The organism is candidate division KSB1 bacterium, from assembly GCA_022566355.1.
Taxonomy (GTDB): Bacteria; Zhuqueibacterota; JdFR-76; order JdFR-76; family DREG01; genus JADFJB01.
In genome coordinates, this window is the sequence record JADFJB010000112.1 from 1 (window position 1) to 15,336 (window position 15,336).

Annotated in this window: 15 protein-coding genes and 2 pseudogenes; all 17 read right to left on the minus strand. The window is 36.4% G+C overall.

Features of this window, described 5'->3' with window-relative positions; all coding sequences use genetic code 11:
- Positions 1–201: 201 nt before the first annotated feature.
- A pseudogene (locus IIC38_16275) lies at positions 202–743 on the minus strand (UDP-N-acetylglucosamine 2-epimerase).
- 93 nt (positions 744–836) lie between these two features.
- A complete protein-coding gene (locus IIC38_16280) occupies positions 837–1,538 on the minus strand; it encodes a nucleotidyl transferase AbiEii/AbiGii toxin family protein (GenBank protein ID MCH8127493.1) in 702 nt (233 codons plus the stop codon).
- Positions 1,528–1,803, minus strand: a complete 276-nt coding sequence (locus IIC38_16285; GenBank protein ID MCH8127494.1) for a hypothetical protein — start codon at positions 1,801–1,803, stop codon at positions 1,528–1,530. Before IIC38_16285 ends, IIC38_16280 begins: the two co-directional genes overlap by 11 nt.
- Positions 1,804–2,231: 428 nt before the next feature.
- Positions 2,232–2,651 carry a DUF86 domain-containing protein gene (locus tag IIC38_16290; GenBank protein ID MCH8127495.1) on the minus strand — a complete coding sequence of 140 codons (420 nt, stop codon included), beginning with the start codon at positions 2,649–2,651 and terminating at the stop codon, positions 2,232–2,234.
- Complete coding sequence (locus IIC38_16295) at positions 2,644–3,060, minus strand: nucleotidyltransferase domain-containing protein (protein MCH8127496.1); 417 nt, start codon at positions 3,058–3,060, stop codon at positions 2,644–2,646. The genes IIC38_16290 and IIC38_16295 overlap by 8 nt, the downstream gene beginning before the upstream one ends.
- Positions 3,061–3,422: 362 nt before the next feature.
- Positions 3,423–3,737 (minus strand): HEPN domain-containing protein, encoded by a 315-nt coding sequence (locus IIC38_16300; protein ID MCH8127497.1) that lies wholly within the window; start codon positions 3,735–3,737, stop codon positions 3,423–3,425.
- Entirely contained in the window at positions 3,730–4,041 is a 312-nt protein-coding gene (locus tag IIC38_16305; protein ID MCH8127498.1) for a nucleotidyltransferase domain-containing protein, read from the minus strand. The genes IIC38_16300 and IIC38_16305 overlap by 8 nt, the downstream gene beginning before the upstream one ends.
- A 344-nt stretch (positions 4,042–4,385) precedes the next feature.
- On the minus strand, positions 4,386–4,817 hold the full coding sequence (locus IIC38_16310) for a DUF86 domain-containing protein (protein MCH8127499.1): 432 nt from the start codon (positions 4,815–4,817) through the stop codon (positions 4,386–4,388).
- On the minus strand, positions 4,810–5,172 hold the full coding sequence (locus IIC38_16315; protein ID MCH8127500.1) for a nucleotidyltransferase domain-containing protein: 363 nt from the start codon (positions 5,170–5,172) through the stop codon (positions 4,810–4,812). The genes IIC38_16310 and IIC38_16315 overlap by 8 nt, the downstream gene beginning before the upstream one ends.
- A gap of 162 nt (positions 5,173–5,334) precedes the next feature.
- Positions 5,335–5,883, minus strand: coding sequence for a UpxY family transcription antiterminator (locus tag IIC38_16320; protein MCH8127501.1), 549 nt, complete (start codon positions 5,881–5,883; stop codon positions 5,335–5,337).
- Positions 5,884–6,079: 196 nt separating this feature from the next.
- A pseudogene (locus tag IIC38_16325) lies at positions 6,080–6,443 on the minus strand (four helix bundle protein).
- A 403-nt stretch (positions 6,444–6,846) separates the two neighbouring features.
- Positions 6,847–6,945, minus strand: coding sequence for a four helix bundle protein (locus IIC38_16330; protein MCH8127502.1), 99 nt, complete (start codon positions 6,943–6,945; stop codon positions 6,847–6,849).
- Between the two features lie 174 nt (positions 6,946–7,119).
- Positions 7,120–9,435, minus strand: a complete 2,316-nt coding sequence (locus IIC38_16335; protein ID MCH8127503.1) for a polysaccharide biosynthesis tyrosine autokinase — start codon at positions 9,433–9,435, stop codon at positions 7,120–7,122.
- A gap of 1,110 nt (positions 9,436–10,545) precedes the next feature.
- Positions 10,546–11,193 carry an outer membrane lipoprotein carrier protein LolA gene (locus IIC38_16340; protein MCH8127504.1) on the minus strand — a complete coding sequence of 216 codons (648 nt, stop codon included), beginning with the start codon at positions 11,191–11,193 and terminating at the stop codon, positions 10,546–10,548.
- Between the two features lie 485 nt (positions 11,194–11,678).
- Positions 11,679–11,975: a four helix bundle protein gene (locus tag IIC38_16345; GenBank protein ID MCH8127505.1), complete on the minus strand. Its 297-nt coding sequence runs from the start codon at positions 11,973–11,975 to the stop codon at positions 11,679–11,681.
- A 229-nt stretch (positions 11,976–12,204) separates the two neighbouring features.
- Positions 12,205–14,646, minus strand: a complete 2,442-nt coding sequence (locus IIC38_16350; GenBank protein ID MCH8127506.1) for a DNA translocase FtsK — start codon at positions 14,644–14,646, stop codon at positions 12,205–12,207.
- Between the two features lie 163 nt (positions 14,647–14,809).
- The coding region (locus IIC38_16355) for a glycine cleavage system aminomethyltransferase GcvT (GenBank protein ID MCH8127507.1) at positions 14,810–15,336 on the minus strand (527 nt) is incomplete at its 5' end.

Below are 15,336 nucleotides of genomic sequence, written 5' to 3' on the forward strand. Positions count from 1 at the left end.
AAATATACAAAGGAAAAGACAATGTACTAGATGAGGTTAAGCTTAAGGTTGAGGTTGAGGTTAAAATTAAATGTTAGTTGGATTAATAGAGATACTTGGGTTTTTTGGGTGAAACAAGAAAAAGGAAAAGAAAATAAGGTAAAAGTAAAAAGTAAAAATTTAGAACAAGGTATGAGGAAATCTACTTTTTACCTTTTACTTTTAACTTGCATAAAACCAGTTATCAATTATTCCCACAATCCGTTGACTTACATCTCCATCCCATAGTTCGGGATGCGCAGCTTTGGAAAAATTTTCACCCATTATTTTATTCACTTCACTTTTTAAACTATCAATATCTTCCCCAATGATAGTATTTGTACCCATTTCAACTGTAACTGGTCTCTCAGTAATTTTACGCAAGGTCAAGCAAGGCACATTAGATAAGTCGTTTCTTCCTGAATGCCACCTGAATCTGTAATTACTAATGAGGCTTTCCTCTGTAAAGCAAGAAAATCCAAATAACCAATAGGCTCTAAAAGATTCAGATTATGCGAATTACCACTATTAAAAAATCCATTTAATCGATGACGCGTTCTCGGATGAATGGGAAAAATCACAGGTAATTCCTTTGATATATCCTGTAGCGATGCCATTAGATCCTTCAACTTTTGGGGGTTATCCACATTTGAGGGTCGATGCAAGGTCACCAAAATATAAGGATTGTTAAGGTTATAGTTATGGTTAAGGTTAAGAATGTTTATGAGAAAGGACGGTTGATGATGGACGAACGACGATGAGGGTGCCCCATTCTGATCTCAAAAATCCACCGCATCTGATGAGAATATTTCTGCTATTTACCGCCATTCCTGAAAATTATAAATGATTTGTATATATTTCTTAATCGTTGATTCTAATTCCACCCATACTATAGGTTTTTTCATCATAGGTTTAAAATTATCTATTATCGCTTGTGCAAACTCTAATGTCTGTTCAATCTGATAAGCTGCGGCAGCGGGATCATCTAATAATGCTTCTTTTTTACGGGCTTTTTTATAGCAATCCATAAATATTGCTTCCGAAAAATCCCAGGCTTCTTTTGAGATACAGTAGAAATCCACCAAATCCTTAATCTCAAAACGACTGACCATCGTTGTCAGCTTATTTGAAGAAATATTGTCAATTGTATCAATATTAATTCTATTGCCTATTTTCAGGGTGATATTATCTCTTTCACATTCTTCTGTTAGTGGATCAATGACAATATCCACTTTAATGTTTTTTATTAAATATGATAAAAACATTGGCGCTGATTGAACTAAACTTATCCCATCCTTATAGGTTCTTTTAAGAATTTGGTCCAGAATACCCAGATCTACATCATTCTTTGTAAAGAGATCTATATCTTCCGATGTACGATGGTGCAGGTAAAAAACGGAAAGCGCTGTACCACCTGTCAGAAAGAAATTCTCCTTGATTAATTGGATTCCTGCCAGTTCATGTAATAACTGTTGCTGTTCCAGGGATACATAGCAGCTGGGATCTTCTCTAATCAACATTTTCATAAACTTCTAACAACCGCCGCCATTTCCTATTTGCATATTTTGAGAGTCTGAGCGCCTCTAAACTATCATTTATTTCACGAAGATTAAAAAATAGTGCAACATCCCGCACTCTCCCCCGTTCGAGGAATCTCCCTAAAATCCAGTTAAGTGTCAGTGTATCGTTATTTCTCCGCGCCTTCTGCACTGCCAATCTAATGGTTTCGGCATTCTGGAAATTTGGATAGTCCCAAAAAACCGCTTTTAGGAAATTCTGTTTCAATCTTATTCCCGCATTAAACGATAAAATCCGGTATGTGCCACCGGGGTTTGCAATAAGTCCAATGGATGTTTTTTAGCAATAAGGAGGGTTTGAGTTGTCGGTAACCCAAGAATCCGCGCTTCAGCATTTCGATTCGAAAAAAAAGTATTGCGTTGCTATTCGCCATCGCCTAGAAATTTCAAATGGCACTGCCAGCCAAAATGGGCTCTTCCAGGCGTAGCATGCGAGATGCGAACTGCAATTTGAAAACTTGTCTAATGTTTATTGTGTGCTTTTATCGTCAATCGTCTTTTGGCTATCGTCTGCTTGTGAGAGGACGATGGATGATGGGCGATCGCCGATGGGATTAATTACAGTCGTTAATGGTCTTTCGTCTATCATCTTCAGTCGAAGGGTTTCCCGTCATTCATTCTATTTATTACTATTCACTAAATGTTAAAATAATCCCCAACTTGCAGAATGTAACTTTCAATATCTTTTATTCCATATTGCCAGACTTCATAAACAATATTTAAGTCAATTTCCTCATAATCATGAATAATTCGATTCCGAAAGCCAACCATTCGAACCAATTGCTCATTTAACTCCCTATTAATAACTTCTCGTTCTTCCAATTTATAAAATACATCAGAAAAGCTACCCGGTGTGCCCCATCCCTCATCAGTGATTATATGCACTCCTATATCAATACACGCCTGAATAGCTAACTGAAGATTATGTAAAACCATATCTTGTAAATCTTGACTATTAAAGAACTTATTTTTTGAAGGTCTACCCAGGTTTTTTAGTCTTTCTATTTTCGTAACTATATAGGATATTTTTCGTGCAAGGGTTTCTTGACTAACCATGGCTAATCCCTTCTCTTAACTTTTTCATCATTCCCTTTCTCATTCTGAACATCAAGGGTGAAAAATCAAGATAACCACAAATGCGACGCGTCTGATATTCAAGCCTCTTTACCGGGTCTCTTTGGTAAATAAGAAAACCAAGCCGAAAAACTTCATAAACAAGCAATTCCCCTGCTCTATTTAAATTAATAACATCAAAATTCTTAGGTATTTTTCTTGATAACTCTTGAAAATATTTCATTTCTAAGTTGTAAAACAGCTCTGGTTTAATATTGGATGCAAATAAAATAGCCAAGTCAACATCACTATCCAATCGCGAACGATTCCTAGCATATGAACCAAAAAGGTATACAGCGATCACTTCTGGTTGTTTAGAAAAATACTCTGTAATAGTTTGTTCAATGTTCATTGAATAATGAAAAATAAAAAATACTATACTTGATTAAGGTTTAGATTTAGATTGAGGTCAAGGTTTAGCTTTAGGTTGGAATGTTTATTTGAAGGACGATCGACGATAGGGTTAATTACAATCGTCAATGGTCTGTCGTCTTTAGTCGCTTTGGTTTACTTTTGTCTTTTGTCTTTTCTTTTCACGTCTTTGTGGTTAATTGGGTTTGTTTAGTTTAGTTATTTTGGTTTATTGGGTTATTTTGATTCTCTCGCTCAAACCCTTTTGATATTAAGTATTGGTCAATCACATTGATGATTCGTTCTGCAGCTTTTAATGCATGTTCAGCGGTACTTTCCCCATAAAATTGATGGGGATAACCACTAACTAATCCATTTTGGATATCGAGATGGTATATAATGTAAATCTAATTCTCTAGCATCATCAAGAAATCCCTGTAATTCAGGAATAACTTTTATCGTTAATTTCATCAACTCAAAGACAGAATGGGTTAATAATTTCTTGCGAGAGATTACTGAAAAATAAACTAAAGATTTTAGTGCTTTTTCTGAAGCTTGTTGTGAAAGAAAACAAACCGTATTAAAAAACTCTCCTTTCAGGTTCCATTGTACTGCTTTTAAATCATAAAACGCCTGATTCATCCAATTTTCAGCCTCCTGACCCCTTCCTTTATTCATAAATAACCACTCCCTCTTCTGCAATCATTTCCGCAAACGCATTACCTCCTTGCAGCATATCTTCATACTCTCCAGGAGTATAAACTAAAATGTCTATCGCCCGATCAATTTGTAGAATCTTAATTACATTGCGTATTCGATCAAAAAAGGATTCATGAGTTTCCTTAATAACTACAAGATCGATATCACTAACATCATCGACTTCATTTCTTGCATAGGAGCCAAACAGATATACTTTTTCTGGGTCATAATACGCTATCCTTTCTTTAATTTGACGGATAACTTTGTAGCGGAGTGGAAACATAGACTAAGATAAGGTTAGGTTTAAGGTTGTAATAAGAGTTTGTTGGGTTAACCAAATAACATGATTTTGTAAGGATTTATTTTCTTTAACTATTCTACAATTAAAGGGATATAAACATTGGTGCTCATACCATTGAGTAAATTGAGTTAATCAATAAGGCTAAGGTTTAGGTTAAGGTTAAGAAATGTTAATGATAGAGGACGATATATGATGGGGGTTAAATACAATTTTCAATAGTCTTTTGTCTTTAGCCACTTTGGTTTAATTTTGTCTTTTGATATCTCACCTCTGCCGCTTGTTCTGAGCTCCGTCGAAGGGCCTGTCCTGAGCTCCGTCGAAGGGTCTCACGTCTCACGTTTATCTGCTTTAACATACTTATATATTGTAGAATAATAATCCTCAAAATCTTTTAAATGTCTTGTGAGGATTGATTTTAGAATCTCCACATTTATTTGTTGATAATCGTGGACAGCAATGTTTCGAAACCCGACCATACGAGACATTTTTTCAGCCAGGTCTTTTTCAATTATTCTATTTTTTTGCAAAATTTGGAAGGACTCTTTATATGTTATTGGTAGTTTTAAACCCTTCTCAGCGATGATAGAATTAGATGCATCTATGCAAGCTTGGACTGCCCTTTGAATATTCAAAACGAAAACATCTTGAATAAAAATGTCATCTAAATTTTGTGGATCTAATTTTGTAACTTGTTCGATGGTTTTTAGACAATTTTTTATGATTGAAATCTTGGAGTAAATAACATCCTTGTTAAGCATAGATCCTGCCATTCAGTAAATGATCTTCAATTATTTTACGACTCATTTTGAAGTCAGGATACTGGCTCAGAGCTTTCGTCTTAAATTCAATCAGGTGACGAGGGTTGTTATTAACGATCAATTCACCCTTTGCTAAAATCTGCATAGTGATAATAATATCGCTATTGTTTAATAGTACAACATCTATATTTCTAATAAAGTTCTTATTTAGATCTGACATAAATTCCCATTGTTCGTGTATATTGGGGGGAGTTCGCTTCAAATAAACTGCTACATCAATATCACTTTTTTCTGTAAAACGATCTGAAACAATTGAACCGTATAAATAGGCAAATTCAGCTTTCTTGTTGAGCAATTGCTTCAAACGTTTAACGATTTTTGTTTTATCTTCTTTTATTATAAGACCTTGAATACAGGTTAAGGTTTTTTCTTTTTTCTTAGTTATAGTTAATCTTAACCTTAATCGTCTTGTGGTTTATTAATCTTAACCTAAACCTAAATCTCAATCTATCTCATATCAATCAATTTTTCTCAGCAGTCCCGGGTCTATTTCCACTGCGATGGATTGTCGAATTGCATCTATAGTAATAACAAACCTGCGGGCATTCCTAATCTCTACCAATTTCCCCTGCACTCCCATTAACGGACCATGTGTAACCTTTACCCGGTCGCCTTTAACCAGGTAATCCTGGGGCTCGAACTTATATCCTTCCTTTAGAAAACGTTTTATGGTATCAATTTGGTCATCCGGAATGATTGAAAGCTTACCGCCAAAGCTTACCATTCGAACGACTCCGTCTATCTGCAAAGAGCCAATCCGATCGTTTGAAGTCGTATGAACAAACACATAGCTTCGAAACAAGGGCTCTTCCACTTTCTTTTTACGATCGCTCCACTGCCGGATAACTGTCTGCACAGGCAGGTAAGATTCAATCTCCCTGCGATGCAACTCCACTTCCACTTTTTTTTCAAACCGCGGACGTGTGTAGAGGGCATACCAGTTTAGTTTATCAACCAAAGGTGGGTTATTAAGGTTGCTTGGATTATTGTGATTTGTTGGGTTCATTGGTGTGGCTGGAGTTAACTAAAAAAAAAGAAAATTCTGAAATATTTAAATTAATTTTGATTTTTGATTGGATGAGAACTCAATAAGGCTAAGATTAAGATTCAGCTCATAAGTTTTTCAGATTAATTTGTCTTTTATTCCAACCTCAATCAACTTTTTCTTAACCTTAACCTGAACCTAAATCTAAATCTTGTGTTTAAATTTGGGATTTGAAAGTCTTTAGAATTGTGTTTATTTCCTTATGAATTCTGGCCAATAATTTTTCTATTTCAGTGACTTGATTGCAGGAAAAATAACTAACTCGTATTCCATATTCCAAATGGTTCATGGTTTCTAAAAGGGAACCTCGTGAAATAGAATAGAACTGCATTTTTTCACCGATTGAATTACGACCAAATCCCTTCGGCTATATTTGCAGAAATACTAAGGGCAGATCTTCTAATCTGGGATGTTAATCCATAGTCTTCGTTTCTGGGTAGATCTTTAGTCAAATAAAATATCTTCTCTGAGACTTCCATGACTAATTGCCATACTGGCATTTCCTTGAATGATTTATGCATACTCCCCTCCTTAAGATTCAGGCTGAGGATAAGGTTGAGGTTAAGATTAAGATTTTAGCTCATAAATTTATAGATAGATTTTTTTTATCTCCTCAATCAATTCTTTTCTTATCATTTACATTATCCTAAACCTTAAGCTCAATCTCAGTCTTTAACCTCAATATATTATTTTCTTAACCTCGACCTTAAACTTAACCTCAACCTCAATCTTTTTTACTTAACCTTAACCTTATTTTTAACACAGCTCCGCCACATCAGTCCCAAAATTTAGATTAAGATTGAGGTTAAGGTTAAGACTTTTTATTTCTTTTATCCCAACCTCTTTGAGATTCAGGCTGAAGCTAAGATTTAAGATTCAGCTCATAAGTTTTTTAGATTGATTTTCTTTTATCTCCACCTCAATCTAAACAATTATCATGGTTTCAAAAACTGAACCTCGTGAAATAGAATAGAACTGCATTTTTTCACCGATTGAATTACGACCAAATCCCTCGGCTATCACAGCCTCTTAACCTTAAACTCAACCTTAACCTTATTTTTAACCTCAATTAATTTTTTTTAAACCTTAGCCTTATCCTTACCTCAACTTAAGCCGCCTGGATAATTCAAAAAGATTCTTTTACTTTGGAAAGAAATTGGAGTAAACCTGTTAATCGCCATTTAATTGGCCCAAAATTTAAACATCAGCTTTATGAGATTGCTTCCGATGCTTCCTTCTATGTTTTCCGCCTTTCCGGCTCTTCTTTTCACCTGAATCTCCATAGTAGTAATAATAGTAGTAATAGTAGTAATAAGATCCGTACATATTGGACGCTGAAACGTCATTCAGCAATACTCCCAAAGCTCTTCCCCGCACATTTTGTAATAACTCAAATGTTCGCAATGCAGCATCCCGGTCCGTTTTACCCGACCTTAAAACAACAACCACGCCATCCACCAAGGGCGCTAAAACCAATGCATCCGTCACGGCAATCATTGGCGGACTATCGAAGAGAACATATTCAAATTCTTGTTTGATCTCCTGCAAAAATTCCCGCATGCGTTTCGATCCAATCATCTCGGAAGGGTTGGGTGGTAAAATGCCTGTAGTGATCATGTGAAGGTTCTCAATTTCCGTTACTTTAACGATACTTGTTAACGGTTCATTACCGACGAGATAGTTAGTTAAACCAACTTCACGGGAAAGGTTGAACAAATTGTGCAATACCGGCCTGCGTAAGTCAGTATCCACCAATATAACTTTAGAGCCCATCTGTGCCAATGCAATTGCGAGGTTGGCAACAGAGGTGGATTTACCCTCTCCGGGTCCCGGACTGGAGACCAAAATAGTACGGGCAGGATCGTCAGTTTTAGAGTACTGCAGTTGTGTTCGTAATGCCCGGTAAGCCTCGGAAATGGGTGATTTCGGCTTCAAATGAGTGATTAATCGCTCGGCTATTTTTCCTTCTTCGACTTTCTTATCATTCTTGGATTGAAATTGCTTGATAAAAAGAGGTTTCCATTTGCCATTTGTTAATTCCGGTTTAATTTCGGGGATTGAACCCAGCAAGGGTAGTTTTAAGCGCTCAACATTCTCTATAGTACGTATTGAATTATCCATGTATTCAATCAGGAAGGTAATTCCAATACCCAACCCAAGCCCTATTAAGGCTCCTAATAATAAATTCCGATTAGTTTTGGGAGAAATTGGATTTCCGGAAGGAACTGCCCCATCCACCATTCGGATCTTACCGATCTGACCCGCACGAGTAATCCTGGTTTCCTCATACTTTTCTTTCATCATGAGATAGATGTTCTCATTCAATCTACGTGATCGTTCGAGTCGCGCCAATTGTAATGTTTTTTCCGGTAATTCCTCAAGTTTGCTGTCGAAATCATCGACAATTTTTTTCAATGCGGCTGCACGGGCTCCAAATGCACTAATCTCAATCTCAGAAGTGATTATAGCTTCCACAAGTCCCTGGTTACGTTGTAATGGATCGCCGACAGGAATCTTTGCCAATAGTAATTTCTTCGTTTCATCTGCCAATGATTTTTTTAGTCCTTCTAAGTTTTTCTTTTCTTTCTCGACCTGAGGGAAATTATCAGGCACACCCTGGATTTTATAAGTTGCCAGGTTTGCTTCTATCGAGGCAATTCTCGATCGATATTCAATAATTTTTGGATGAGTAATATCTGCAAGGTCGGCTACTAAACTTTGCTTTAGTTCCCCCAACCTGGATTTCAAGCCTGCTAATCTTGTAGAATTCGTGCTGATTTCGATCTGCGCTTCCCGATAGGCGCTTTCAAAAGTGACCAATTGGTTGACGATTAAAGCTGCATCCCCAGTTAAGGAAACAGATCCCGATTCTTGTTGAAATTCCTTAAACGCTTCCTCCGAATATTTTAATTCCTTTTCTATCTTTTCCAATTGATCATCAAGGAAATCTACCACTTGAGTTATTTCTTGCCGGTTGGTGGTTTGATCTAATTCTTTATACACTTCAGCCACAGAATTTGCCAGATAAGCTGCTTCCCAACCTGATGAGGCTTTCATTTTAATCTGGATGATATCGGTATCCCGGATGATCGAAACATCCATGCTTCTCATAATCTGGCCAATACCGGGTTTATTGGGAATCGCTTCCTCTCCTGAGAGATTGTAATTTGCAGCTCGGAGAGAATCATATTCGGTTGAATTGGATAAATAATCAACGACCTTAATGGCCAGGTATCTGCTTTTCAGGATTTGTAATTGATTATTTAACCGGGTCATCTGCTGGCCGAAGGGTGAAACAGAAAATAATGTTCTCTCTAATCCGCCGGATTGAACTACGATGACTTTGCATGAAGATTCATATATTGGAGGGGTCGTAAACGAAAAATAAGCGGTTGCTGCAAAAACCGATATAAATGAAAAGACTATGATCCAGCGGCCGCGATATAGAATTCGCAGGTAATCCGTAATTCGAACTGGCTGTTCATCAAATTGACTATTCCATGTGTCTTGCAAATTCAAATTCCTTTTTGAATATGACATGCATAATTACAAAAGGTATGAGTTTAAATCCGGGAGTTTCTAAATGTTACAAACAAATTAAAATTTAATGTTTAATGTTTCAAATTCAAGAAAAAATTTATATTAAATTCATTTTGTAACTTTAAAAATTCAGAGCCTCTACCAATCATATTTCTTTAGAACTCCTCCTGGAATTGCATTAAAAATATATTACAAAACAAATGATAGTAGATATTAAGGTTACAATAATCAAAGCCGCACTATATCCCGTCACCATTTTAGTTGCTATGACCAAATCCCTGAATTTCATTTTTATCTCCTTTATGATTATTGATTTTCAAATAAATTTAAAGCTCTATCTTAGCAAGCATAATCAAACTTAGAACTACTCTAAATTTAGATGGAAATACATTGTTATTTTGGCCTTCGAAATTCAATGTTTTCACAAAAAAAAGCACAGTCAATACACCTATATAGGGATAAGAGTGATTGACTGTGCCTTCAACTTGCAGCCCTTAAATTATGCGAATCAGCAAACGAATTGTTATGAAAGAACCCATTTAAATCCGATTCTACCTTATGTTCTCAGGAAAGCTCTAATCACATAAGGTTTTATTAACATGAATTGATCACAGAATAAAATAGTAAAGCAAATAGTTCCATATAATTATTGCAACACCTGTTTCACATCTGTTAAATATATTTTTGTTATATCAATTTCTTTTTTTGTCGTAAGTCGAAACGAAAAGCACCCATTCTGTCATTCCCGCATGCTTTTAGCGGGAATCTTGTTGCTTGCACCCTTAGATCCCCGATAAAATCATTCGAGGATGACATTTTATGGGAGTTCTGGGACAGCCTTAAGAATTCGGGAAATGGCACTAGTTGTTGAGTTTTCGTTCAGACAATAATTATTATTAACCTATATATAGTATTATTATTGTAGACTAATCAAAATATAGCATAAGTTTTTTAATAACAAGTTTTCTTTTATTCAAATTTCCCCTATATTTTCTCTTTTTACTTTTTACTTTTACCGTACTTAGCCTAGAACCTAAAATCAAGTATCTGGGATTGGGTGTTGGGATTGAAGAAACTAAAGACCTACCTTAAATCAACAACTTCAATGGAATCATCCGGTATGTAATGAAAAAGATCATTATTGGAGTTTGTGAGAAGTGTAATCTTGTTAATGATGTAGGTAGTACTATTCTCATTTGCATCAAAGTAGGTTAATTTTCGAGTTAGCCATTCCTTCTTATCAACCCATACGTCCAATTTTTGTATAAAGACATCCGGCGACTGGGACTTTAAGGTAATATGATAGCACTGCCTATTTTCAAAAACTTCCAACCCTATCAATTCTACATCGTAATCTTTATGATAATTTACGAATAAATGATGTGGCAAATAGCTACCCTCAGTCGGATCTAAATAATCTATAATAACTTGCTTTTCAATTGTCGATAAAGTCCAAACCGATTTCCCATCCGAAACAATCAGTTGGTGAGGAGTTTCGATTCGAAATGCATCCTTTTTACCGATATAAATTTTCCCGGAATTTTGTTCTTCTTCTTCGGCAAGCGACCAATAAAAAGTCTGGGAGAATTCCGCTTCTATGACTTGAACATCTTCAAGCTTTTTTTGTACATTTTTGATGATCTGTTTTGCGGAGGGGTCCTTATCATAAATCCAGCCAAGCAAAGGCAGGATTATACAAATAATAAAAATTTTTGGGCTTAAGGAATTCATATTATTATTAGGATAAGGTATTTGAAATTAGTTTGTATCAATGCTTTTAATGTTTTATTCAAAATATTGATTTTAGTTTCTTATTTATTGGTTTAATTAAAGAATATTTGTTATTGGGTTTGGTATTTCAGGGCGGTATACCTTACTCCTAATACCTAATACCTAATACCTGATACCTTATACCTGACACCTTATTCCTTATATCTTATATTATCGTTTAATAATTTCAGAAGTTTTTCGGTGTCCATTTATTATAAACAGGCTCTTCATAAATTTATTTTTTCTTCAAGTAATTGAAATCTTTCTTGAACAGACAAAGAATTTAAAAATTCCAACTCAAATTCAATTTCTAATTGTTCATCATGTTCCGTTAGTTTTAATATTTTGGTTTTTTTCATTGTTTTTTTGAGCATTTTGGGTATAGGGTATAGGATATGAGGTTTGCCGTATGAGGTATGAAGTATGGGATTTGGGTCCTCATTCTCTCATTCCTCATTCCTCATTCTCCTTTTCACAAAGTTGATATAACCATTTAAAGTTTTTCGTGCCGTATCTTCTGAAGTCAATCCTTCATTAAATAAACTTTCCCCAATATACTTCAAATCCAGACAAGTAATCAAATGATCTTTGAGTTCGTTCATTGATCCTCTTGAAATCATATAAAATCTAATTGTATCTTTATAATGAAATCTACCATAACCTTCAGCAATATTGGCTGTACAACTCACAGCAGCTTTTCTTATTTGGTTATTCAAATTATACTTTTCTTCAACTGGAAACATACTAATATACTAATATTTTATTATGAAAGAACAGTTTCAATTCCCTTGCTTTATTCCAGGCGCTGCTAAAGAGGCAAATTCTTTTTGTTCTTCATAATCTGGAAGAGGCTCCCTCACCTCGAGTTTATCAAAAGAATATGTGTTTTCAATTTCATGATAGTGTGGGTATGGGTTCTCGATTCCTCATTTTCTCATACCTCATTCCGTCGTTTCCTAATACCCAACCTTATCATATTAGCCCCAATTCCTCAATTTCATCCTCACCAACCAATACTTCCCGTGCCTTGCTTCCATCGGGAGCACTGACATAACCAGCCATCTCCAATTCATCAACCAATCTAGCGGCACGAGCATAACCGACCCTTAGTCGTCGCTGTAACAATGAGATTGAGCCCTGGTTATGACGAATCACTAATTTCAGAGCTTCATTAAATAAGGGATCTCTATTTTGTGAAATTTTTCTTCCATCCGCTGTCTCAATCATAACCGTTCCGGAAGCTACTTCCGGCAATTTATATAGAGGATATTTGGGTTGCCTTTTTACAAACTGAATAATTCGATTAATCTCTTCATCACTCATAAATGGTGCATGGAGACGTATGGGTTGCGGTTGTCCCGGGGGTAAGAATAACATATCTCCTCTCCCCAATAACTTTTCCGCACCGTTAAAATCGAGAACCACCCTCGAGTCGGTTTTGGAAAATACCTTAAACGCTATTCGACATGGAAAATTAGCCTTAATAGCCCCGGTAATCACATCTGTTGAGGGTCGCTGAGTTGCTAATATTAAATGAATTCCTACAGCCCTGGCTTTATGGGCAAGGCGGCCAATTGGTTCTTCGACATCATTTGCAGAAGCTATGAGTAGGTCAGCCAGTTCATCAATGATCACCACACAGTAAGGAATTCTCTCGAATGACTTCTGCGGATACCGCTCTTCTAATTCACCACTCGCTACTTTATTGTTATAATCTTCAAGTGTACGAACGCTGGCACTTGCTAAAATATTAAATCTTTCCTCCATCTCCTGCCAAACTCTACCTAAAATTGTAATGGCATTATCGGCGGTTGTGATGACTTCTTCATTCAATTCCGGAAGACTAATTAGATGGTGTCGGCGTAAATCGGCATATCCGGAAAGCTCCAGTTTTTTAGGATCAATCAATATCAGCTTCAAGTTCTGAGGTGTAAGTTTAAACAACAAAGAGGAAATGATGGTGTTTAAACAAACACTCTTTCCGGATCCTGTGGAGCCTGCAATCAGTAAGTGCGGCATTTTTATCAGATCGGCGACATACGGTTTACCTGTTGTATCTACTCCTAGTGCAATTGGAAGCTGCATTTTTGCATTGCCGAAACTCTCCGAATCAACGACTTGCCGGAAGGAAATAATCTGCGGGTTTCGATTCGGAATTTCAATTCCAACTACCGGTTTACCGGGAATCGGGGCAAGTATTCGAATTTGTGGTGCACGCATGACCATAGCCAGATCATCTGCAATCGTAAAAAACTTACTGATTTTTACACCCTGAGGTGGTTCAACTTCAAATTGAGTGATAAGTGGACCTGGATGAATTTGGACCACTTTGCCATCGATACCATAAACTGAAAGCTTTTCTTCCAGCAACCTCGCTTCTTGCAATAAATCGGATTTTATCTTCTCTCGATCAACTTCAGGGGGATCTTCTAACAATTCGACGTTAGGAAGCTCATACTTACTGGGCGGTTCAATTGCATTTTCAACAGGAGATGATAAATTATCACTATTTTCATCCTGATAAATATTTGTTCCTGGAATCGGTTCTTCGAAATCGAATGTAACCTCTGAATCTTGAAGATCAGGATGATGCTGCGTTGTAATTTGCTGTTCCGGCACAGGTTCATTTGCATCATTCAAGGTGCGAGTGATTTCCGGTTTGGCTGGTTCCTCATTAATTTCAGATCGTTTTGGAATGTAATCGGAAACAATTGGTTTTTTCTCTTTATTGAAATCAGAAACAACAGGTTTTTTCTCGACATTCCCTTTGTGAATATTTCGCTTCTTCGATCTCACAGATCGATTCAAGCTGTATTTTCGCCAAACAGCATTCAAGTTGAAGATAATTTTGCTCTGAATATTTTTCAACTCATTGGTAATATTATGAAAAATAGTGGTGAGGCTGATTTCCGTGATCGACAAAAATGCGATCAACATGACAATAAATAGCACTAATACACTACCAATGGAACCGAGATATTTGTAGAGGAGTTGGGCAAAAAATAATCCTATCAAACCATTGAATTCATGCGTAAAGCTTGAACTTTTTTGTATAGCCCCAGGCAATGCAAACGCTACTGAAAAACAAAATGCAAAAAACAAGATATAGCTTGACAGCCTAAAAAACCGGGGCCATGAGCCTTGCCGGACAAAAACCAGCCCTAAATATATGATTAATACCGGTAAAACCAAGATGGGATAGCCAATTGTAAAATTATATAAATTCGACGCCAACCATGCGCCTGCCGGACCCATCCAATTTTGGATTTGATCCGGGGGGCTACTGCTATTAGGCCAATCCGTGAGCTTATAAGAAACCAGGCTCAATGATATTAATACTCCTAGGAAAATCAGCAATAATCCAAGGAATTCAAACCTGCTTTCCCGTATATTTTTAGTTTTCTTTTTAGCCATTTATTTAATAATAAGTCAATAAAAAGTCATTAAGTCATTAATCTGGTATCCGGCATCTGGCATCTGGTATCTGGTATCTGGTATCTGGTATCTGGTATCTGGTATCTGGTATCTGGTATCTGGTATCTGGCATCTGGCACATCATTTTGGAATCACCCTACTACTAGCTCGCTGGTTTATAAAAAGGTGTTTCCACAATAGTCATGGATTCAAACTTATTGCGAATCTCTATTTCAAGTTGAGCGCCTATATCCGAAAATTCGTTGGCAACATAACTTAATCCAATTCCGACGCCCAAAGATGGTGAATGCGTTCCACTTGTCACTTTTCCTATTTCTGTACCCTCATAAAATATCGAATAGCCGTGCCTTGGAAAGGCACGCTCTTGCATTTTGAATCCAACCAGTTTTCTTGTCAATCCTTTTTCCTTTACTTCAAGCAAAGCATCGCGACCAACAAAATCCCCTTTCTTGAGTTTGGTGATCCAACCCAGTCCCGCCTCAAATGGATTTGTGGTCTGATCAATGTCATTTCCATATAAACAATATTTCATTTCAAGCCTCAAGGTGTCCCTGGCTCCTAATCCAATTGGTTCTATTTCAAATTCTTTTCCGGCATCCATTATTTTAGTCCATAATTGAACGCCATATTGATTATCCATATAAAGCTCAAAACCAAATTCGCCCGTGT